Annotated in this window: 19 protein-coding genes; 7 read left to right on the forward strand and 12 right to left on the reverse strand. The window is 64.5% G+C overall.

What is annotated here, in order from left to right:
* Positions 1-104: 104 nt before the first annotated feature.
* The 3 genes from PDMSB3_RS29670 to PDMSB3_RS29680 form a co-directional block, all read right to left on the reverse strand.
* Positions 105-860, reverse strand: coding sequence for a GntR family transcriptional regulator (locus tag PDMSB3_RS29670; protein WP_197740286.1), 756 nt, complete (start codon positions 858-860; stop codon positions 105-107).
* Positions 861-1,024: 164 nt separating this feature from the next.
* Positions 1,025-2,044, reverse strand: coding sequence for an alcohol dehydrogenase (locus tag PDMSB3_RS29675; protein ID WP_007177612.1), 1,020 nt, complete (start codon positions 2,042-2,044; stop codon positions 1,025-1,027).
* A gap of 292 nt (positions 2,045-2,336) precedes the next feature.
* A complete protein-coding gene (locus PDMSB3_RS29680; RefSeq protein WP_007177613.1) occupies positions 2,337-2,906 on the reverse strand; it encodes a MarR family winged helix-turn-helix transcriptional regulator in 570 nt (189 codons plus the stop codon).
* A gap of 432 nt (positions 2,907-3,338) precedes the next feature.
* On the opposite strand from PDMSB3_RS29680, the gene PDMSB3_RS29685 reads away from it, so the two are divergent.
* From PDMSB3_RS29685 to PDMSB3_RS29700, 4 genes are read left to right on the forward strand one after another with little or no spacing between them, the layout of a single operon-like run.
* Positions 3,339-4,208 (forward strand): transporter substrate-binding domain-containing protein, encoded by an 870-nt coding sequence (locus PDMSB3_RS29685; protein WP_007177614.1) that lies wholly within the window; start codon positions 3,339-3,341, stop codon positions 4,206-4,208.
* Positions 4,209-4,229: 21 nt separating this feature from the next.
* A complete protein-coding gene (locus PDMSB3_RS29690) occupies positions 4,230-4,874 on the forward strand; it encodes an amino acid ABC transporter permease (RefSeq protein ID WP_007177615.1) in 645 nt (214 codons plus the stop codon).
* Complete coding sequence (locus PDMSB3_RS29695; RefSeq protein WP_007177616.1) at positions 4,871-5,530, forward strand: amino acid ABC transporter permease; 660 nt, start codon at positions 4,871-4,873, stop codon at positions 5,528-5,530. Before PDMSB3_RS29690 ends, PDMSB3_RS29695 begins: the two co-directional genes overlap by 4 nt.
* Complete coding sequence (locus PDMSB3_RS29700) at positions 5,527-6,429, forward strand: amino acid ABC transporter ATP-binding protein (RefSeq protein WP_007177617.1); 903 nt, start codon at positions 5,527-5,529, stop codon at positions 6,427-6,429. The genes PDMSB3_RS29695 and PDMSB3_RS29700 overlap by 4 nt, the downstream gene beginning before the upstream one ends.
* Positions 6,430-6,545: 116 nt before the next feature.
* Here PDMSB3_RS29700 and PDMSB3_RS29705 read toward each other — a convergent pair whose 3' ends face one another.
* From PDMSB3_RS29705 to PDMSB3_RS29745, 9 genes are all read right to left on the reverse strand, one after another.
* On the reverse strand, positions 6,546-7,376 hold the full coding sequence (locus PDMSB3_RS29705; protein WP_165188588.1) for a phytanoyl-CoA dioxygenase family protein: 831 nt from the start codon (positions 7,374-7,376) through the stop codon (positions 6,546-6,548).
* A gap of 74 nt (positions 7,377-7,450) precedes the next feature.
* Positions 7,451-8,668, reverse strand: a complete 1,218-nt coding sequence (locus PDMSB3_RS29710; RefSeq protein ID WP_007177619.1) for an amidase — start codon at positions 8,666-8,668, stop codon at positions 7,451-7,453.
* Positions 8,665-9,054 (reverse strand): oxalurate catabolism protein HpxZ, encoded by a 390-nt coding sequence (hpxZ, locus tag PDMSB3_RS29715; protein ID WP_007177620.1) that lies wholly within the window; start codon positions 9,052-9,054, stop codon positions 8,665-8,667. The genes PDMSB3_RS29710 and hpxZ overlap by 4 nt, the downstream gene beginning before the upstream one ends.
* Positions 9,051-10,250, reverse strand: coding sequence for a YlbE family protein (locus PDMSB3_RS29720; protein WP_165188591.1), 1,200 nt, complete (start codon positions 10,248-10,250; stop codon positions 9,051-9,053). The genes hpxZ and PDMSB3_RS29720 overlap by 4 nt, the downstream gene beginning before the upstream one ends.
* Positions 10,251-10,253: 3 nt before the next feature.
* Complete coding sequence (locus tag PDMSB3_RS29725; RefSeq protein ID WP_165188593.1) at positions 10,254-10,979, reverse strand: SRPBCC family protein; 726 nt, start codon at positions 10,977-10,979, stop codon at positions 10,254-10,256.
* A 25-nt stretch (positions 10,980-11,004) separates the two neighbouring features.
* A complete protein-coding gene (locus tag PDMSB3_RS29730; RefSeq protein ID WP_165188596.1) occupies positions 11,005-11,526 on the reverse strand; it encodes a (2Fe-2S)-binding protein in 522 nt (173 codons plus the stop codon).
* Positions 11,523-12,359: an FAD binding domain-containing protein gene (locus tag PDMSB3_RS29735; protein ID WP_165188598.1), complete on the reverse strand. Its 837-nt coding sequence runs from the start codon at positions 12,357-12,359 to the stop codon at positions 11,523-11,525. The genes PDMSB3_RS29730 and PDMSB3_RS29735 overlap by 4 nt, the downstream gene beginning before the upstream one ends.
* Positions 12,356-14,764, reverse strand: a complete 2,409-nt coding sequence (locus tag PDMSB3_RS29740) for a xanthine dehydrogenase family protein molybdopterin-binding subunit (RefSeq protein WP_165188600.1) — start codon at positions 14,762-14,764, stop codon at positions 12,356-12,358. Before PDMSB3_RS29740 ends, PDMSB3_RS29735 begins: the two co-directional genes overlap by 4 nt.
* A gap of 20 nt (positions 14,765-14,784) precedes the next feature.
* Complete coding sequence (locus tag PDMSB3_RS29745) at positions 14,785-16,047, reverse strand: amidohydrolase/deacetylase family metallohydrolase (RefSeq protein ID WP_007177626.1); 1,263 nt, start codon at positions 16,045-16,047, stop codon at positions 14,785-14,787.
* Positions 16,048-16,407: 360 nt separating this feature from the next.
* Here PDMSB3_RS29745 and PDMSB3_RS29750 point away from each other — a divergent pair, with 360 nt between their 5' ends.
* From PDMSB3_RS29750 to oxlT, 3 genes are all read left to right on the forward strand, one after another.
* Positions 16,408-16,974 carry a MarR family winged helix-turn-helix transcriptional regulator gene (locus PDMSB3_RS29750; protein WP_007177627.1) on the forward strand — a complete coding sequence of 189 codons (567 nt, stop codon included), beginning with the start codon at positions 16,408-16,410 and terminating at the stop codon, positions 16,972-16,974.
* Between the two features lie 179 nt (positions 16,975-17,153).
* Positions 17,154-18,782 carry a gamma-glutamyltransferase family protein gene (locus PDMSB3_RS29755; RefSeq protein ID WP_007177628.1) on the forward strand — a complete coding sequence of 543 codons (1,629 nt, stop codon included), beginning with the start codon at positions 17,154-17,156 and terminating at the stop codon, positions 18,780-18,782.
* Positions 18,783-18,814: 32 nt separating this feature from the next.
* The gene (gene oxlT / locus PDMSB3_RS29760; protein WP_165188602.1) at positions 18,815-20,095 is read left to right on the forward strand and encodes an oxalate/formate MFS antiporter; all 1,281 of its coding nucleotides are present in this window, start codon (positions 18,815-18,817) and stop codon (positions 20,093-20,095) included.
* The last annotated feature ends 98 nt before the right edge of the window (positions 20,096-20,193 follow it).

A 20,193-nucleotide genomic window follows, 5' to 3' on the forward strand; every position in this document is an offset into this window, starting at 1 on the left:
GCGCGCTGCGGCGTCGCTTCGTTGCAGCCTGTTTTTGCCCATTTTCTTCAGCCTCTGGCGCTTTCTGCTGCCGGCGGGCGTTTCACAGCCGTTCTCGTTTTCCTCTACATACGCGCATGAAGGCCGAACACCGCCCCGAGATCTTCTGTGGCGGCGCTCTTGCGCACCTGCTCGACCACCCGCTCCTCCAGTTCCGCCAGATGTTCACGCATGGCCGTCAACGCCGCGTCCAGGTTGCCCGCGTCCAGCGCGTCGATGATATGCGTGTGTTCGTCCGCGGAGCAGGAGGAACCCTTCGACGGGTCGAACAACGCTTTATACAGCTCGGTTTTGGCGACCAGTTGCCCGACTAGCCCGAGCAACTCCGTGCCGCCCGCCAACTCTGTCAGCAGCACATGAAACTGGCCGGCAAGACGCACGGAATCTTCGACCGCCCCCGCGCTTAACGCCTTCTCTTCGCTGCGCACGTGCGCGCGCAGGCGCCGCTTGTGCTGCGCGCTCAACGCCCCGCACAAGGCGGCGACGATACCCGCCTCGACGATCTGCCGCGCGCGATACACCTGGCGAATGTCCTCCTCCGACGGCGACGGCACGAACGCACCGCGATTCGCCGCCAGCACGAGCTTGCCTTCGAAGCCAAGCCGCGCCAGCACCTTGCGCAGCGCGCCGCGCGTGCAACCGAAGGCGGCGGCGAGATCCCGCTCGACCAGTTGCGCGCCGGGCCGCAGCCGCCCCTGCAATAACGCCGTGGTGATCGACGTATAGATACGCTCTTCGACGCTGATCGAATCGCCTTCGCTTGCGGGTTGAATGGGTGTTTCGGAGGCAGGGGACGAGGAACGCCGGGGACGTGGGGACATGGATTCGGTAATCGGGAATGGAGCGGTATCGGCAGGCATTCTAGCCGCATGTTTCCCGCTTCGCCGCAGACTTTCTCACGGGTTTTCCAACACGACGCGGGACAGTCGGCGCGTCGAGCGCGCCGACGTGAAGGCCTCGGTCCGTCCGGTCGCCCGCCGTACTCTTACCGCCCCGTGTTGAGCACGACCCTGAACCGCGCGGCGCCGCTCATCATCCGGTCGTAGGCTTCGGCCGCTTTCGTCAGTGGGAATTCTTCGATCATCGGTTTGATTCCCGAGAGCGCGCTGAACGCGAGCGTGTCCTGAGAATCCGCCGACGTGCCCGACGGCCAGCCCTGCACCGAATTTCGTCCCATGATGAACTGCGCGATCGGCACTTCGACGGGCTCGTCCGAGAGTCCCACCATGATCAGCTTGCCGTTCAGCCCCAGGCCGCCCACTACGGCGCTCATCGCTTTGCCGCTGGTGACGGTGGCGAGAATGACGCGAGCGCCGCCGAGCGCCTGCAACGCTTGCGCCACGTTCGCCGCCGTGCTGTCGATGTAGTGATGGGCGCCGAGTTGTTTCGCAAGACTTGCCTTGTCCTGCCCGCGCGCTATCGCTACGGTGACGAAACCCATCTTTCGCGCGAACTGCACGCCGAGATGGCCGAGCCCGCCAATGCCCAGAATGGCGACCACATCGCCGGCCCGCGCGCCGCTATTGCGCAGCGCGTTGAATGTCGTGATGCCTGCGCATAGAAGCGGAGCGGCATCGACATCGGCGAGATCGTCGGGAATGCGCGCCAGTGCTTCGACGGGCGCCAGCATGAACTCGGCATAGCCGCCGTCGTAGCTGATGCCGGGCACGAGCGCGCGCTGGCACAGAACAAAATCGCCGCGGCGGCAATGCTCGCAGTGCCCGCAATGTCCGCCGTGCCAGCCGACGCCGACGCGCTGTCCCGCCTGCCATCCTTCGACGCCCGCGCCGACCGTATCGATTACGCCCGCAATTTCGTGCCCGGGCACCCGCGGATATTCCAGGCCCGGCCACTGCCCTTCTTTTGTCAACACGTCACTGTGGCAGATACCGCACGCCTGGATCTTGATGAGCACCTGTCCGGCACCCGGTTCCGGCACGTCCCGTTCGACGAGTTCCAGGGGTCCGCCAGCCTGCGCCACCTGCACTGCCTTCATCGTTCGCATTGCTTTGCTCCTCCGTGAAAGAGACGAACGCGAGTCGATCGAACCCGGTTCGCAGATTTGCCGCCCACGCTACCCACCGGTCAGGCGCTCAGCTTACGCCATATTCTTTGATGGCATGTGACGGGCTGCCAAACTGGCAACGGACGGCGACTCTGTTTCGGCGCACGGTCCCACGCGATCCATTGAAGCCATTGCAACGCCGCTCATGGCAGCGCGGCCGGCCTACCACCCGCTTCGCGCTATGGCCGCAATGATCGAACCCTTCGATGACGCGCTCGCGATGATGGCCACCCTACGCTTCAATCACCCCGTCCTTGACCGTTCCATCAGAACCGTTGAGTGTGCGCGTTACGGGAGTGCGACTGAGTTCGTTGTTCGTATCTACCAGCAGCAGCAAATGCCGGAGGAATGTCGCGCGCTCATCGGGCGGCAACGCGGCAATGGTTCGTTCGTGCGCACGGGCCACGCGCGATTCGAGACGGCCCAGCAGCGCATGCCCGACTTCCGTCAATTCCGCGACCTTCTTGCGCCGATCCGCGCGCGATACGCGGCTCTGCACAAAACGCCGCTGCCCAAGACGGGTAATCACGTCGGCCGTATTCGCGCGATCGAGTCCCACCGCCCGCGAAAGAACAACCTGCTCCGAAGGCCCCAGTTGTTCGAGCGCCGTGAGAATGCTGTACTGCACCGGCGTGATGCCTTCGGGTGCGCATTCCTCCATGAACAGCGCAACGTGAATCTGATGCAACCGCCGTATGAGGAAACCCGGCCGCTCATTGAGCGCTGTGTTGCGCCATGCGAGCACCGGGTCCGGTACGAGTTCGGGTTGGTCTGCGCTTGTGCGAGTCGTTGGCGCGTCCATGAACAAAGGGTTCCTCTTGCGATAGATACGGGTGATTCACGCCTCACGCGCGACGATCATCAGCATACAGCGTATTCATGCGGACGCTTAGAAGCGTCGCCGAAATAAGGTCGGGCCCGCTGGCCACGCACCCGGCAATCGCCACGGCGCACAATTCCGAGGTATGCCGCAAGTCGGTGCGTCAATGCACGATTCAATCGCTTTTAAAACATATGTGGTGCACCCCGCTTTTTTATCGCCGATATTCCGCGCTCTGCTCTTCCCATCAATCAACGACCTGCGACCACGCAGGTCGTTGGCATACCCCTTGCGTATTCGAAAGACGAATCGTCAGTACCCAAACGAATTTTCGATTCGACAACCGTCATCCATCGATCGCGCGCATTCGAAGCGTTGTGCGCCGACGTAACCACCACGAAGGGGGGGCTTTTCATGTCAGTCCGTCTCAACCGCAGCGATTTGGGCCAGTCGAAGCAGCGCGGCGTCGTCACGTTCCTGCGCACGTGCGCATTCGCGCTCGTCGCCGCCGTCAGCGTAAGCCATGCCGCGCATGCGGCGAGCGCCGAGGAAATCAAGGCACGCGGCTATCTGAGCGTCGCGACCGAGGACGACTACACCCCGTTCGAATTCGTCGCCGACGGCAAGAACACCGGCTACGACAACGACCTGCTCGCGCTCGTGCGCAAGAAAATCGGCGTCGACGTGAAGCAGCAGGTCATGCCCTGGTCCGGCATTCTTCCCGGCGTGACGACGGGCAAGTACGACATGGCGCTGACCGCCGTGCTCGTCACGGACGAACGCAAGAAGACTTTCGATTTCGCATCGCCGACGTGCGAAGCCGTCACGTTCTACGCGGTGAAGAAGGGCTCGACGATCAAGAGTCCGGACGACCTCGTCGGCAAGGTGGTCGGCGCGGAAACCGGCAGTGCGATGCTCGCGGACCTCAAGCTCTTCAACGAGGAACTGAAGAAGAAGCATGGCGGCAACGGCCTCAAGCAGATTGTCGAGTATCAGTCTTATCCGGAGGCGTATCAGGATCTGGGTCTCGGACGCGTCGATGCCGTGGCCAACACGCAGATCAGCCTGAACTCGCTCGTGAAGACGCGGCCGGATACCTTTGTTGTCGGCCAGGCAATCGGCAAACCGACCTATATCGCGTGGGCGGTAAAGAAGGGCAACAGCGACGTGCTGAAAATGGTCGATGCCGCGCTACTCGAACTGCGTAAGAGCGGCGAGATGTACCAGCTCCAGCAGAAGTGGCTGGGCGCGACCTACAAAGACATGCCGCCGTCGGTCAACTGATGTCTTTCTGATCGCTCATCGATGAACGCCTTCGATTACTGGAGCATCACTCAGGGCGCGCTGGCGACCGTGGTTCTGTCGGTCTCCAGCATCGTGCTCGGCGTGCCGCTGGGCCTCGGCCTCGCGCTGATCCGCTGGGCGCGCGTGCCGTTTCTGAACCGTGTCGTGATCGCGTACGTGAGCCTCATCCGCTCGTGTCCCGCGGTGACGCTCACCTTGCTGATTTTCTTCGCACTGCCGCAGTTCGGCATCTCGCTGGACCCGACGCCCGCTGCGATTCTCGCGCTCACCATCAGCACCGCCGCCTTCAATTGCGAAATCTGGCGTGCCGCGCTGATGAATTTTCCGCGCGACCAATACGACGCCGCCCTCGCCTTCGCGATGCCGCGCGCGCTGCGCTTTCGCCGCATCGCGCTGCCGCAGATCTGGCGCGCGAGCCTGCCGGGGCTCGTCAACGAAATGACCTTGCAGATCAAATCGACGCCCGCCGTCGCGGTGATCGGCATTGTCGAGATCACGCGTGCCGCGCTGCGCGTCGGCGCGCGCACCTATGATCCGCTGCCGCCTTTTATCTTCGCACTCGTACTGTATGGGCTGATCGTGTTCGTGCTGATCCGGGCGCAGCGCATCATCGAACGGCGTCAGCCGCTGGAGGCACGCCCATGATCGACTCTTTTACGATCGTCTGGCAGCAACGCGCGGACGTGCTTTCCGGTCTGCTCGACACGCTCGGGCTGCTTGCGGTCGCCGCCGTCGCATCGCTCGTCTTCGGTGCATTGCTCGCGCCTGCGCTTATGTCGAAGCGACCCGCCATCGCGCGGATCGCAACGCTTTATGTCGATGCGATGCGCTGTGCGCCGTTTCTGCTGTTCGTTTATCTGATCTACTTCGGCCTGCCCACGGCTGGCATTCGCCTGTCCAACTGGTGGGCCGGCGCAATCGCGCTGGTTCTCTACAACACCGCCTACATGGCCGAGTTGTTACGCGGCGCATGGGCCGGCTTGCCGACGCCGATGATCGAAGCGGCGTCCGCTTACGGCTTTCACGGGTTCAGCCTGGTTCGCCGCATCATCCTGCCGCAGGTCTTTACCGTCGCCTTGCCGATGATCGGCAACCAGCTCGTGCAGATCGTGAAGGACAGCGCGTTCCTCACGGTGATCGCGGTCGGCGAACTGACGCATCAGATGAACGGCATTCAGGCCACCTATTTCATTCCGTTCGCCGCGTTCGCCACGGCCGTGCTGCTGTACTGGGCCATCTGCCTCGTGATCGAAGGCGGAAGCGGACTCCTGTCGCGATTTGCCGAGGAACGCAGAGCATGAATCTTTCGAATGACGTCCCGCCCGCCATCAGGCTCGCAGCCGATGCCGCCGCACCTTCGGCCGGCGTCGCCGGCAATGCGGTGCGCTCCGCGGCGGACACCGTCCTGCAACTCAACGGCATATCGAAGTCGTTCGGCGAGAACTGCGTGCTGCGCGATGTGTCGCTCACGGTGCACAAGGGCGAAACGGTGTGCCTGCTCGGGCCGTCGGGTTGCGGCAAGTCCACGCTCCTGCGCTGCGTGAACTGGCTCGAGATTCCCGATGCGGGCACGGTCTACGTGTCGAATCAGCGTATGGGCGTGCGCGAAGGCTCGGCAATCAAGCTGCGCGATGCCGAGCTCGCCCGTTCGCGTGCGCGCATCGGCATGGTGTTTCAGCACTTTGCGCTGTGGCCGCATCTGACCGTGCTGCAGAACGTAATGGAAGCGCCGTTGTATGTGCTGAAGCGTCCGCGCGACGAAGTGCGCGCGCAAGCCGAGCGTCTGCTCGAACGCGTCGGACTGGCGGGCAAGATGGATGCGTTTCCGTCCCGTCTCTCGGGCGGGCAGAAGCAGCGCGTGGGCATTGCGCGCGCGCTCGCGATGAATCCGGATATCCTGCTCTTCGACGAACCGACCAGCGCGCTCGATCCGATGCTCGTCGGCGAAGTGCTGAACGTGATGCGCCTGCTCGCCCAGGAAGGCGCGACGATGGTGATCGTCACGCACGAAATGGAGTTCGCGCGGCAGGTGGCGAGTCGCATCGTATTCATGGATGCGGGCCAGGTGATCGAGACCGCACCTCCCGAGCAGTTCTTCAGCGCGCCGCAGACTCCGCGCGCGCGGCAGTTCCTCGCGCGCTTCCGTGCACCGCATCTGCCGGGCGACGAGTGGAATCAGGCTTCGAAGCTGCACGATTGACGCGTGAGGCAAAGACGCTCATCGCATTGATGAGCGTCCTCCTGGCGTCGTCAATGCAGGCTGATTTTCGGAGGATTCATGCGTCATGCCACTGCAACCGACGCATGCATAGTCTCTCATTGCGGCGCGACCATGTCCGCCGCCTGCTTTACTTCGCCATCCTTATACTTACCCCACGTCGCCGCCAGTTCGCTCATCGAGCGCGGATCGCAATCGTATTCGGGTAGCGTGTCCGGATCCCAGTGATTGAAGCGGTCGACGCCGCGCACCAGCGTCGCGCGGCGGCGGCCCGTGGTCGACTTGACGTGCGCCGGCACATAGAAGAACGCGAAGCCGATGCGCCGGTCGTCCGAACGGTTCGGCAGCGAACTGTGCGCGGTGCGTTCGTGATGCATCGAGAATTCGCCGGGCTGCAGCGGCATTTCCACCGCGAGGTTCTCATCGATGCCCACGAGCGTCTGCCCCTTCGCGAGCATGTTGTCCGCCGCATACGTTTCCACGTGCTTGAGATCCGGGCCGCTGTGCGAGCCGGGCAGCACGCGCAGCACGCCGTTCACCGAATTCGCGGGAGTAAGCGCGACCCAAACGGTCACCTCCTCGTGCGGCGTGAGGCCGAAGTACGTCGAGTCCTGATGCCACGACACATAGCGCGGATCGCGCCCGTTCTTCGCGAAGATCGACGCGCCGAACAGCATGATGTCCGGTCCGATCAGATCCTCGACCGCATCGAGAATGGCCGGATGGCGCCCAAGGTCGACGATCGCGGGCAACGCGAGATGACCCTTTATTTTCAGCGTCCTGTTGACGTCCTCGCCGGAGGTCGCCTCATAGTGCTCGATGACGCGGCGATACTCCGCCGCCTGCTCCGCGTCGATCGCGCGCATCGGGTAGACGTAGCCGTGCTGTTTGAAATGCGCTACCTGGTCTTCGGTCAAGTGCTTCGTCATGAACGTTCCTTCGGAGTGGTTCGATCGGAGAGTGGTTTCCTAACAATTCGCCTGATGAGGCCGCGTCGAACGCGTCATCGAAGCGACTTGCGCGTCGCTTCATGCACTATGCGCGCGACGCGCAACACGCCTTCGTCGGTGCCGCGCCCGCCGATCACCGACATGCCGACGGGCGCGCCGTCGAACGTCGTCCACGGCATGCTCACCTGCGGCAGACCCGCGAGGCCCGCGACACACAACATCTGCTGCGAACGGGCGCGCGTGTGATCGACCGCTTGCGCCGAAGCATCGGCGCGCGGCGCGACGCCGGGCACCGTCGGCACGAGCCAGTAGGTACCCGGCGCGAGCGCTTCGGCCATCGCGCGGTTCGCTTCGACCCGCACGCGCTGCGCATCGGCGATCTGCTCGCGCGTGACGGTCAGGCTCGCCGCGAAGCGCGCGCCCACATCGGCGCCGAAGCTCGATGCATGCTCGCGTGCCCAGTGTCCGTAACGTTGCGCGATTTCCGCCGCCTGAAGCACGCGAAACGCTTGCGCCCATTGCGCGAGCGACGCATCCGGCGAAACGAACGACACGTTGTCGCCGAGCGCTTGCAGCGATGCTTCGAAACGCGTCGCGACTTCCGCATCAGCGCACGCGAGCAGGTTGCGCGGAACGTGCAGCGTGAACGGTTCGCCATCCCAGGTAACGATACTGCGCGCCAGAACTTCGAACACGTCTGCGAGCGTGCGCGCATCGCGCGCAAACCAGCCCACCGTATCGAAGCTGTGCGCCAGCGTGAGACAGCCGTCCCCCGCAATGCGGCCGTGCGTCGCGCGCATGCCCCAGATGCCGCAGTAGCTCGCGGGCAAACGCACGGAGCCGCCGCAATCGGTACCCATCGCGATATCCGCGTGTTGCGCCGCGACCGCCACCGCCGAGCCAGAAGACGAGCCTCCGGGAATGCGCGCCGCGTCCGCGGGATTCACGGGCGTGCCGTAATGCGCGTTCACGCCTGCGAGGCTGTAGGTCAGTTCATCGGTGAGCGTCTTGCCGATCCATTGCACGCCTTCTTCGAGCAACGCCCGAACCACCAGCGCGGTGCGCGCGGCAACCGGCTGCGCGGCGCGCCAGGCGAGGTTCCCGCTGCCTGTGCGAAGCCCTGCGATATCGAACACATCCTTCACGGCGAGGCTGCGGCCCACGAGCTTTGTGCCCGTGCGCGGCGGCAACGCGGCGGCGGGCAGCGCATCGAATCCGTCGGCGACGAATGCTCCGTGCAGGCCCGGTTGAAGCAACCCGTTTCTCGTCATGACGGGTCCATCCAGCTCACATGCGCGGCCACGACTCGCCATTGACCGTCGAGGCGCACCCATGTCTGCGACTGACGCCCGACGCGCGCCTCACCCTTGCGCGAGAATGTGATGTTGGCGACGGCGAAGTCCGTGCCGAACGTCGTCACCGAGCGGTCGATGACCGTGCGCATCAGGCCCTTGCCCGGACGCATTGCGCGAAACTCGCGGATCGCGTCGTAGCCTTGCAGATTTTCCGTCGCGCCGTAGCGCAGCGTGTGCGGGCTATTCCAGAAGAGCGTGTCGAGCACGGGCACGTCGTTGGTCGTGAGCGCCTGCTCGTATTCGTCGAAGCCGGCCTCGACGGCAGCGAGCGTCGCCGGATCGTTGATCGTTTCGGAAGTCATGATGGGTCGGCCGGTAAATTCTTCACCGCGCGCTCGAACAGTTCGCGCGGCGCAGTGTAAAGGCCGCGCCCGAGCAAGCCCGTGCGTCCGTCGGCGCCGATCATCGCGATGGCGGCGAGCGGCGCAATGCCTTCCTCGACGACGCGCGCGGCATCGAGCACACCGGGCAAGCGTTGAAATGAGGGATGCGGTTCCGTGTGGATGCGCGGCTGCTTTTCGCGCCAGCCAGCGGGCAGATATGCTTCGAAGGCTTGCGCGGGTTCCGCTGCGAATGCGAGCGCTTGTGCGCCGAAGCCAGCCGCATCGATCACACCGCTGTCGCCGGTGAGCCGCGCTGCGATGGCATGCTGTTGCGGATCGAGGCGCGGACCTTGTGGCGCGTCTGCTTCAGCGGTGAACCAATGCGAAGGCGAACCTGCAAGCCGGATGCCCACGCGCTCGCCGTTGCCCGCCAACGCCACCACGAGCGTCGATGCCGATGCCGATGCCGATGCCGATGCCGATGCCGCCGAAAGCATCAGCTTGCAAGCGGCCATCCACAGCGTAAGAAAGAACAGCGGCGTTTGCGCGAGCATCCCGTCGATATCCGCCTGATCGACTCGCGGCGCGAGCAACGAGCGCAACACGGCGGTTGCGCTCGTCGTGCGCGCATGCAAATCGTCGCCGCCTTCGATGCCGGCTTGCGCCAGTGGAAAGAGTCCGATCGGGCCTTGCGCCAGCGCGCCGCTCAAAGCAGGCGCGAGCACTTCGTCACGCCACTTCAATCGTTCGATGATGCGCCCATCGCGGCCGCCAAAGCGGATCTGCGGACCCGCGCCGCTGCCGAGCAGCGACCATGCGCGCGACGTTTGATCGCTCGCATCCGATACTTCAACCAGCATCGTGCGCGGCGAGATCACCGCGGCGAGCGGCGTCACCACGCCGTACGATTGCGCGCTTTCGAGCCGCACTTCGCCTTGCGCGATCAAACGTTCGGCGTGCGCTTCATCTTTCGCCCAGCCTTCGTACAGGCAGCACAAGACCGCCGACGAGAGCACCGGCGCCGATGGCTCGCGTGCATCGTCGAACGGCGGTCCTGCATGAAGCAGCGTGAATTCGGGCAGCTTCACTGCTTCGCGCGCCGCGACGACGCCGCTCCATCGCGGACGCACCGCGTGCATCCGGCTCAGCGCACGCGCATTGGCATCCGTGCGCATGGCTCAACGGCTCCCGAAGCTGAAGACGCCGCGCAAGCGCGACCACAGCATCTTCCAGACCAGATTGCCCACGTCGAGCGGTGCGTTCTTCGGTTGAGGACGCAGCGCGGGTCGCGGTTCGACGCGCGGCTGCGGCGTGAGCGTCGGCACTGGTTCGACGACAGGCTGCTTACTCACGAAGGATTCCGCCGCAACTTCGACGACAGGCGGCGTCGCGACAGCAGGCTCAAGCGTCGGCTCGGCCCCGGCCGGTTCCGTATCGGCGACGCTCACCGGCCACGCTTCATCGAGCTTCGCCCGCAGATTCCCCGCGAACGCTTCCGTCATGCGCGTCGCCAGTTCCTTGACGATGCCGCCGCGCGAGAATTGCGCGAGGCTGCCGCCAATCGTGTAATCCACCTTCACGTCGACGCGCGTCTCGCTCGCCGTCACCGCTTCGAGCGAAAACGATGCCACGCCCTTCACGCGCGACGAACTCTTGCGATCCACACCGGTCCCCGTAATGCTGCCGCGATACTGCTCATCGTCGAGCTTCATCTCGCCGTCGCCCGCGAAGGACGCGACGATCGGCCCGAGCTTGACCGTCATGGCGAGCTTGAGCAGGCCGTTCTCGACCGGCGCCGTGAGCGACGCGCCCGGCAGGCACGCGACAACCTCCGGCGTATCGTGAAAGCGCGCCCACACGGCGTCGCGCGGATACGGCACGGCGAAACTTTGTTCGACTTCCATTGCGTATAGGTCCGTATTCGATGGTTCAGGCCGTCACCGCAACCGATGCGAGCGGCGCCGTTGCACGGGCGCGTCGCGCATCGAGCACGCGTCGAATCGCGCGCACGATGCCCACATAGCCCGTGCAACGGCACAGATTGCCGGACAGTTCGAGACGCACGCGCGCGTCGTCGGCATCGGGCAAGCGGGTGACGATGTCGCGCGCCGTCATCAGCATGCCCGGCGTACAGTAGCCGCATTGCAGCGCGTGTTCCGCCGTGAAGGCCGCGCGCAGCTCGTTCATGGTGGCGTCGTCGTCGAAGCCTTCGATGGAGCGCACCGTGCTGCCCGCGCAACTGATTGCGGACGTGGTGCACGAGCGCGTCGGCACGCCGTCCACGTCGATCGTGCACGCGCCGCACACGCCCTGCTCGCAGCCAATGTTGGTCCCGCACAGCATGCGTTGTTCGCGCAGAAAATCCGCGAGACTCGTGCGCGGCTCCACGCGATCCACGACCTTCGATTGATTGACGATCAATTCGATCGTCTTGATGAATGTGTCGCTCATGATGCGTTCCCGCCCTGATTGCGAATGATCGCCGCCGCGCGCACGAGCGCGACGCGATGCACCTGATGTTCGTAAGTCCCCGCTTCGACGCCCGCTGCTTCGAGATGCGCGTCGTAGGCGTGCGTGTCCGGATCGGCGTCGTCGATGAGCGCGCGGGCGTCGTCGATCGCATACGGCGGCCCGTCGACTGCGCCGATCACGGCGCGGCACGCGCCTCGCGCCGTGTCGTCGACGAACACGGCGATCGCTTCCGCGAACTCGCCCGGCTTGCGATTGAACTTGTAGTAGCTCCAGCGCGCATTGGCCGAAAGACGCTTGAAGCGCACGCCGGTGAGAATCTCGTCGGGTTCGAGCGACGTCGTGAACGCCCCCGACATCCAATCGCGACTGGCGACGACGCGCGCGCCGTTCGCACCCGCCACAAGAAACTCCGCATCGAGCGCGCGCATCGTGTTGATCCAGTCGGCGGCGGGATCGGCATGCGCGAGACTGCCGCCGAGCGTGCCGCGATTGCGCACCGCGCGATACGCGATGCCGCGCGCGACGTATGGCATCAGTCCGCGCGTGCCGGTTTCGATCTTGCCGTCCTCGATTTCCGCGTGCGTGATGCACGCGCCGAGCGTGACGACATCGCCTTCGATCCCACATGCGCGCAATGCCGCGATGCCGCGCAGATCCACGAGCATCTCCGGCTGCGCGAGACGCAGGTTCATCATCGGCCCGAGCGACTGGCTGCCGGACACGAACTTGGCCATGCCCTCGTTGGGCGTGACGAGCGCGATCGCTTCGTCACAGGCGAGCGGCTTTGCGTAGTCGTAGGTGGCGGCCTTCATGCGGTCATTCCTTTGAGCGCGCTCGCTTGCGTTTCACGCTGCTTCGCGAGCGCTTCGACAATCAGGCGCGGCGTGATCGGCAACTGATCGATGCGCACGCCGAGTCCACGCAGCGCGTCGTTCACGGCATTGGCGATCGCAGCGGGCGGTCCGATCGCGCCGCTTTCGCCGATCCCCTTCTGCCCAAACTCCGTATAAGGCGCGGGCGTTTCCATGTGGTCGATGCGGATTGCCGGCACCTCGGTCGCGCCGGGCAGAATGTAGTCCGCGAGCGTCGAGGCGAGCGGCTGACCGTCCTCGCTATACGGCATCGCCTCGTAGAGCGCCGTGCCGATGCCCTGCGCCGCGCCGCCATACACCTGACCGTCGACAACCATCGGATTGATCAGCACGCCGCCGTCCTCGACGATCGCGTAGTCGAGAATCTCGGTCTGACCGAGCGCGGGATCGACCGCGACGACCACTGCGTGACACGCGTAGCTGAAGGTGCCCGAATCGCGTTTCGCCTGATACGACGTCGACACTTCGAGCCCGCGCGGATCGACATCGTGCGGCAACAGTTGCGGCGCGAGATACCACGTGCGCGCGATTTCCTTCAGCGTGCGGCGCGCGTCCTTGCCGACGACCGCGCCGTTTTCCCAGCGCACCTCGTTCAACGGCTCGTCGAGCAGATGCGCGCCGATCTTCATCAGGCGCTCTTTCAGCTCTTTCGACGCGCGGCCCACCGCGCCGCCCGCCATCACGATGGAACGCGAGCCCCACGTGCCGGTGGAATACGGCGTGATGCCCGTATCGCCGAGCACGATGCGCACGCGGTCCGTATCGATGCCCAGCACTTCGTGCGCGATCTGCGCGAGCGTCGTCTCCATACTCTGGCCGTGCGAATGCACGCCCGCACGTACTTCGAGCACGCCGTCGGGCGTGAGGCGAATCACGGCGGGCTCATGGCCCGGCACCATCGGAATGCCCCAGCCGTGATACACCGACGTGCCGTGCGCGCCCTGCTCGCAAAAAATCGACATGCCGAAGCCGACACGCCGTCCGTCCGGCTCGCCGCGACGCTGGCGCGCGCGCACCGCGGGAAGATCGATCGCGGCCATTGCGCGGCGCACCGCTTCGGGATAGTCGCCGCTGTCGAAGTGCTTGTTCGTAATGTTGTCGTAGGGCATTTCGTGCGGCCCCACGAGACTGCGCAAGCGCACTTCGTATGGCTCGATGCCCGCTTCCACCGCGATCGCGTCCATGATGGTTTCGATCGCATAGCACACGCCCGTTCGCGCAACGCCGCGATACGGCAGGATCGGCGGCTTGTTGGTCGCGACCGACCACGTGCGGCAACGAAACCGCTCCATCTTGTACGGCCCCGGCAGAATGCTGCCGACCTGCGCGGCCTCCAGACAGGCGGAGAACGGATACGACGAATACGCGCCCGAATCCACATGCGCCTCGCAATCGATCGCCAGCAGGCGGCCGTCGCGATCCGCGTAGCCGGCAATGTCGTAATCGTGTTCCCGGCAGTTGGCGTTCGCCGTCAGTTGCTCGCGCCGATCCTCGATCCAGCGCACGGGCCTTTCCAGTTGCATAGCGAGCCAGCCGCAGCACACTTCCTCGGGCAGCAGGATGCCCTTGTAGCCGAAGCCGCCGCCGACGTCCGGCGCGATCACGCGCACCTGGCCTTCGTCGAGGCCCAGACACTCCGCGAGACCCGTGCGCGTAATGTGCGGCATCTGCGCGGACGTGTGCACGATCAGTTGCGAGAGCCTGCGATCCCAGTGCGCGACCACGCCGCGCCCTTCCATCGGCGCCATGCTCTGACGCGCGGTGCGCAGCTTGCGATGCACGCGGATCGGCGCATCGCGGCGAATCGCTTCGAGGTCGACCTCGGGTTTCGCGTCGACGAACGTTTCCAGGAAGACGTTGTCGCCCCAGTGTTCATGCACCAGCGGGGAGCCTTTGCCGCGCGCATCGAGCATGTCGACCACCGCGGGCAGTTCCTCGAAATCGACGAACACCTGCGCGGCGATGTCTTCCGCTTCGGCGCGCGTCGCGGCCACGCACATCGCGATCGGCTCGCCGACCTGACGCACCTTGCCGCTCGCGAGCACGGGCTGCTGCGAACTCTTGAAGCCAGGCAGACCCGAATTCGCGACGATGGGCCGCACGCCTTCGAGATCGGCGAGCGTATAGATCGCGTTTGCGAACGCTTGCGGCTTCTCGATGCCGACGATATGCCCATGCGCGATCGGGCTGCGCACGAACGCCACATCGACCATACCGACCATGCGGATGTTGGGCACGTATTCGCCGCGTCCGTGCATGAAGCGCTCGTCTTCCTTGCGCGCCAGCGAGGCGCCGATGCCTTGCGGCCTGTTGACGTCGCTGCGTTTCTGCGGACGTTTGATCATCGTGTTGGGCCTCGCGTCATTCACGCGGCGCGCGCGAGCGGCAGCGTCGGCGAGACGGCGTCGTGACGCACGCCGTCTCGCAAGCAGAACAGGGGCGACAGCATGCGGTCGGTGATGACTTGCGTGCCTTCGTTGTCCTCCAGCACCCAGCGGCCGCGCCGGTCGTCGAGCACGCTGATGTCGGCGCCGCGTCCCACCTGCAATGTGCCGATGGTGTCCTCCATGCCGACCATCTGCGCGGCATGACAGGTCGCCATCGCGACGACGTGATTCAGCGGCAGGCCGAGCGCGAGCATGCTCGTCATCGCGCTGACGAGACTGAACTGGGTGCGGCCGAGGAATGAATGTTCCTCGTCGGGATGGCTATCGGGCGTGCCGGCGGGTGCCGGAACGTGCGTGTTGTAGCCGTGCATGTCGGCGCCGAGCGTGTCGGGCACGACGCCCTCTTCGAGCACGACGCGCGCCGTTTTGAAGCTGAAGTGCGAGCCGTGACCGACGTCGATCTTCAGACCGTGCGCAACCGCTTCATGCACCAGCGGATGCAGTTTCCCGTTCTCCTCGACGAAACCGCCCGGATGGCGGCTGAACGGATGCGCGAGAATATCGCCGGGCTTGAGCGTCTCCACGACCTGATTGAAGATCGAATCGGCTTGCACAGGCAGGCCGCCGCTTTCGGGCTTTGGCCACAACTGGCCGAAGTGGATATACAAAGGCAATTCCGCCGCACGGCCGATCTTCGCAGCGATCTTCATCACGTCGAGACCCCAGCGCGCAAAGCCGCCGATTTCCGCATGCGCCTTGATGCCCTTCACGAGATCGGGATTCGCGCGGATCGACTTGATGGTCGCGTCGGCGTCGAGGCAATCTGGACGATACAGGTCCGGGTAATAATGGCCTTCCAGACCGCCGACGAGATAAGCGGAGATATAAGCAAGCACGCGCGTGGCCGAGCGCTCCACCACGTAGTGCCGGAACCCGGGAATCGTGATGCAGCTTGGACCGCCCTGATCGACAATGGTCGTCACGCCGGACTGCACGCCGCACTGGTCCGCGTTCAGGCCAAAGCGTCCGGTGACGTACTGATACACATGGCCATGTGTATCGATGAGGCCTGGCAGCACCAGCTTGCCGCTGCAATCGATCTGTTCGGCGTGCGGCGCCAGGCTCGCGAGATCGGCGCCGATCGCGGCGATGACGCCGTTGTCCACGAGAACGTCGAGGGCTGCGTCGATTTTCTGGGCGGGGTCGATCACGCGGCCCCCTTTGAGCAGAACTTGTGACATATACGGTACGATAAATGTCCGGTTGGAGATGCGTGGTGTACCGCAAATTGTGTGCCGGTTTTTTGGCGAGCCGGTCAAATAGACAATTTCCTTTTTAGAACAACCATTTACAAATTCGATTTTGTCTCGATGCGTGCCGTACCACGCAAATCCAGAAAGGCATGCGCACCAATTCGGAGAGCGGGCGCCAGGCCGCGCACCTCGAACACCCATCATGCCTTGTTATGGTGATTTGTTGGTGTACCTCTTAATTTGCGACGGGTCATCGATTCGGCCTAGAATGGCGCAGAGAAAGTGCGCCGCGATTGTTATGCGCGCACGCGCCCATGCTCGTTTATTTTCTGACCCGAGATCGTTCATATGCGAACCACCACTACCGAACATATCGACATTCAAAGTATCCGCGCAGAGCTCGCCGAACGGCAGGCACGCTCGCCTCTGTTTTCGCGGCCGGGTTTTCTCATTCGCCGCATGCATCAGATCCACACCTTTCTGTTCGCGCAGGAAACGAGCGAGTTCAACATCACACCCGTGCAGTACAGCCTGCTCACCGCGCTCGATTCGTTGGGCGAGATGGACCAGAACACACTCGCGATCGAAGTCGGGCTGGAGCGATCCAGCGTCGCGGAAGTGATTCCGCGCCTGACAGCGCGCGGTCTCGTAAGCCGTACGCAGGCCGAGCACGACAAGCGACTGAGGCTCGTCAAGCTCACGCCGGCAGGAAAGCGCCTCGTGAAGAAAATGGCGCAGGCCGTGCAGCGCGCGCACGATCGCACCATCGAGCATCTATCGCCCGTCGAGCGCGATGTGTTCATGCTGCAAATGATCCGCCTCGTCGAGGCGAACAACTCGGATAACCTCGTGCCCTTCCGTCTGCCGGACAGCCAGTTGCTCGCGCAGGACGAAAGTTCGGTCGATGTAACCTGAGATCGGCGCCTCGCTGCGGATGCCTAACCAATTTAGATGGTGCACCATCGATGGTTTCAGGCGCACCAGATCGAACGCATTGCACCACCGTATGACACGGAGGTCGGCTTGAAACGGGCGTAAGGACACTGGCACGAATATCGCATTGAACGCCTCCACGTATTCCTGGAACCCGTTCGATGCCATCTGAATTCTCCGCCGTAGCCAACCCGCTGAACCCTTCACGCGGGACGCGCGGCATGGCCGTGGCGCCTCATTCGCTCGCGTCGCAAAGCGCGCTCGCCGTGCTGCGCGAAGGCGGCAACGCAGTCGAGGCGATGATCGCCGCCGCCGCGACCATCGCGGTGGTTTATCCGCACATGAACAGCATCGGCGGCGACGGCTTCTGGCTGATCTCGCGGCCCGGCCATGCACCGGTCGGCATCGAGGCATGCGGCGCGGCGGCTCAGCGCGCGAGCATCGACGCCTATCGCGCGCGTGGCTACGACGCGATTCCGCCGCGCGGACCGCTCGCGGCGAACACGGTCGCGGGAACCGTCTCCGGTTGGGAATTCGCGCGACGCTTTTCCAACGACGCGCTCGGTGGACGCATACCCGTATCGCGTCTACTCGAAGACGCCATTCACTACGCGAAGCACGGCATTCCGGTGACGCGCAGCCAGTCCGCATGCATCGCTGCAAAACGCGGCGAGCTGGAGCACGTGCCGGGTTTCGCGGAAACATTCATTCCCGGCGAGCGTTCGCCGCAAACCGGCGAACGCTTCGTCAACGCGCGCCTCGCCGCGACGCTGCAACGCCTCGCCGACGCGGGCTTCGACGACTTCTATCGCGGTGATCTCGCACGCAGTATCGCAAGCGATCTCGCGTCGCTCGAAACACTGCTCACGCTCGATGACCTGGAACGTCATCGTGCACGCCAACGCATGCCGCTCGCGCTCGAACATTCGCTCGGCACCGTCTACAACATGCCGCCGCCGACGCAGGGCCTGGTATCGCTGCTGATTCTCGGCGTACTCGACCGTGTGCTTACCGGCGACATGGACCCGCTCGGCGCCGCGTTCGTGCATGCGTGCGTCGAGTCGACCAAGCTCGCGTTCAGAATCCGCGACGAGCACGTGACCGATCCCGACTACATGCTCATCGATCCTCAAGCGACGCTCGAACCTGCGGCGCTCGACGCAATGGCGCAACGCATCTCGATGACGCAAGCCGCGCCGTGGGGCAACGGACGCGGCCCCGGCGACACCGTGTGGATGGGCGTCATCGATAAGGATGGCGTCGCGGTCAGCTTCATTCAGAGCATCTATCACGAGTTCGGCAGCGGGATCGTGCTGCGCGAATCGGGCGTCAACTGGCAGAACCGTGGATGCAGCTTCGCGCTGAATCCGTCCGCGACGAATCCGCTGATGCCGGGCCGTCGTCCGTTCCACACGCTCAACCCGGCGCTCGCCCAGTTCGCCGACGGCCGCACGATGGTCTACGGAAACATGGGCGGCGACGGTCAGCCGCAATCGCAGAGCGCGGTGTTCTCGCGCATCGCGCGCTTCGGCTGGAATCCGCAGGCCGCGATCGACGCGCCGCGCTGGCTGCTCGGCCGCACCTGGGGCCAGTCGACCGATTCGCTGAAGCTCGAAGCGCGCTTTTCCGCGCAGACCATCGATGCATTGCGCGCGCTCGGCCACGACGTCGAAGTGCTCGCTGCCTACGACGAAGCGATGGGTCACGCCGGCGCGATCGTCCGCCATGCCGACGGCCTGCTCGAAGCCGGATGCGACCCGCGCAGCGACGGCGGAGCGGCGGGCTGGTGACGCGTTCCCCTTTCAAACTCGAGAGACCGATCATGAACACACGCACACAGACGCTGCACGACGAGACCACCGTAGGCGCCCCGAGCGTCGCGGCGCACAACCGCTGGCTGCAGCTCGTGCTCGGCCTCGTCTGCATGATGGCGATCTCCAGCCCGCAATACGTGTGGACACTCCTGACCAGGCCGCTAGCGGCGAAGCTCGGCGTTGCGCTGCCGGAATTGCAGATAACGTTCTCGCTGCTCATCATCCTGCAGACGTTCTTCTCGCCGTTTCAGGGCAAGCTGATCGACCGCTTCGGTCCGCGTCTGCTGATCTCGCTCGGAACGGTGATGTCGGGCCTGAGCTGGGTGCTTGCGTCGATGGCGACGAGCGCGTCGATGCTCTATCTCACCTACGGCCTCGTCGGCGGACTGGGAACGGGCATCGTCTATGTCGGCGTGGTCGGTCTGATGGTGCGCTGGTTCCCCGACCGGCGCGGCTTCGCGGCAGGCGCGGTGGCGGCGGGCTACGGCATGGGCGCGATCGTGACCACGTTCCCCATTTCGATTTCTCTCGCAACGCGCGGCATCGACGGCACATTGTGGATATTCGGCATCGCCTTTGCGGTGGTTGGTTTCATCGCGTCGCAAGGATTGCGCACGCCGGGCAATGTTGCGCCCGCGTCGAGCGAATCGAGCCGCGCGCACGTGCCGAACCTGCGCCCGTCGCAGATTCTGAAGACGCCGATCTTCTGGCTGATGTTCGCGATGATGACGATGATGTCCACCTCGGGTCTCATGGTGACCTCGCAGATGGCGACTTTCGCCGCCGACTTCGGGGTGACGAAAATACTCGTGTTCGGCATGGCGGCGCTGCCCCTCGCACTGACCATCGACCGCTTCACGAACGGCGTCACGCGTCCGCTGTTCGGCTGGGTGTCGGACCGGTTCGGCCGCGAGAATACGATGTGCATCGCGTTCGCGCTCGAAGGCGTGGCGATGGCGCTATGGCTGCTCACGCGCGACAACGCCGTGCTGTTCGTGCTGCTCTCGGGCGTCGTGTTCTTCGGCTGGGGCGAGATTTTCTCGCTGTTTCCGTCGACACTGACCGACACTTTCGGCACCCGCCACGCCACCGAGAACTACGGCTGGCTGTATATCTCGCAAGGAATCGGGTCGATCTTCGGCGGGCCGCTCGCCGCGCTCATGCATCAACGCGCGGGCAGCTGGACGCCGGTGTTCGGCGCAGCGATCGCGTGCGACATCCTTACCGCCGTACTCGCGCTGCTCGTGCTCAAGCCCCTGCGCGCGCGGTTTCTGGCTGCGATTCGATAACGATGGTCGAGAAGCGGCACGTCGATCGGCCGGTCGACATATACGGCTAAGGCACCGGCGTCTTCGGCAAATGACGCTGGTAATACGGACCGATCGCG

The sequence above is a fragment of the Paraburkholderia dioscoreae genome, assembly GCF_902459535.1.
GTDB classification, from domain to species: Bacteria; Pseudomonadota; Gammaproteobacteria; order Burkholderiales; family Burkholderiaceae; genus Paraburkholderia; species Paraburkholderia dioscoreae.

Bases quoted from the DNA above. Each gene is read 5' to 3' on its own strand.
- PDMSB3_RS29690 (WP_007177615.1), top strand. From the start codon at position 4,230: ATGAACGCCTTCGATTACTGGAGCATCACTCAGGGCGCGCTGGCGACC.
- PDMSB3_RS29730 (WP_165188596.1), bottom strand. From the start codon at position 11,526: ATGAGCGACACATTCATCAAGACGATCGAATTGATCGTCAATCAATCG.
- PDMSB3_RS29740 (WP_165188600.1), bottom strand. From the start codon at position 14,764: ATGATCAAACGTCCGCAGAAACGCAGCGACGTCAACAGGCCGCAAGGC.
- PDMSB3_RS29700 (WP_007177617.1), top strand. From the start codon at position 5,527: ATGAATCTTTCGAATGACGTCCCGCCCGCCATCAGGCTCGCAGCCGAT.
- PDMSB3_RS29720 (WP_165188591.1), bottom strand. From the start codon at position 10,250: ATGCGCACGGATGCCAATGCGCGTGCGCTGAGCCGGATGCACGCGGTG.
- PDMSB3_RS29750 (WP_007177627.1), top strand. From the start codon at position 16,408: ATGCGAACCACCACTACCGAACATATCGACATTCAAAGTATCCGCGCA.
- PDMSB3_RS29680 (WP_007177613.1), bottom strand. From the start codon at position 2,906: ATGGACGCGCCAACGACTCGCACAAGCGCAGACCAACCCGAACTCGTA.
- PDMSB3_RS29745 (WP_007177626.1), bottom strand. From the start codon at position 16,047: ATGTCACAAGTTCTGCTCAAAGGGGGCCGCGTGATCGACCCCGCCCAG.
- PDMSB3_RS29725 (WP_165188593.1), bottom strand. From the start codon at position 10,979: ATGGAAGTCGAACAAAGTTTCGCCGTGCCGTATCCGCGCGACGCCGTG.
- PDMSB3_RS29670 (WP_197740286.1), bottom strand. From the start codon at position 860: ATGTCCCCACGTCCCCGGCGTTCCTCGTCCCCTGCCTCCGAAACACCC.
- PDMSB3_RS29675 (WP_007177612.1), bottom strand. From the start codon at position 2,044: ATGCGAACGATGAAGGCAGTGCAGGTGGCGCAGGCTGGCGGACCCCTG.
- PDMSB3_RS29710 (WP_007177619.1), bottom strand. From the start codon at position 8,668: ATGACGAGAAACGGGTTGCTTCAACCGGGCCTGCACGGAGCATTCGTC.
- PDMSB3_RS29695 (WP_007177616.1), top strand. From the start codon at position 4,871: ATGATCGACTCTTTTACGATCGTCTGGCAGCAACGCGCGGACGTGCTT.
- hpxZ (WP_007177620.1), bottom strand. From the start codon at position 9,054: ATGACTTCCGAAACGATCAACGATCCGGCGACGCTCGCTGCCGTCGAG.
- PDMSB3_RS29735 (WP_165188598.1), bottom strand. From the start codon at position 12,359: ATGAAGGCCGCCACCTACGACTACGCAAAGCCGCTCGCCTGTGACGAA.
- PDMSB3_RS29685 (WP_007177614.1), top strand. From the start codon at position 3,339: ATGTCAGTCCGTCTCAACCGCAGCGATTTGGGCCAGTCGAAGCAGCGC.
- PDMSB3_RS29705 (WP_165188588.1), bottom strand. From the start codon at position 7,376: ATGACGAAGCACTTGACCGAAGACCAGGTAGCGCATTTCAAACAGCAC.
- oxlT (WP_165188602.1), top strand. From the start codon at position 18,815: ATGAACACACGCACACAGACGCTGCACGACGAGACCACCGTAGGCGCC.
- PDMSB3_RS29755 (WP_007177628.1), top strand. From the start codon at position 17,154: ATGCCATCTGAATTCTCCGCCGTAGCCAACCCGCTGAACCCTTCACGC.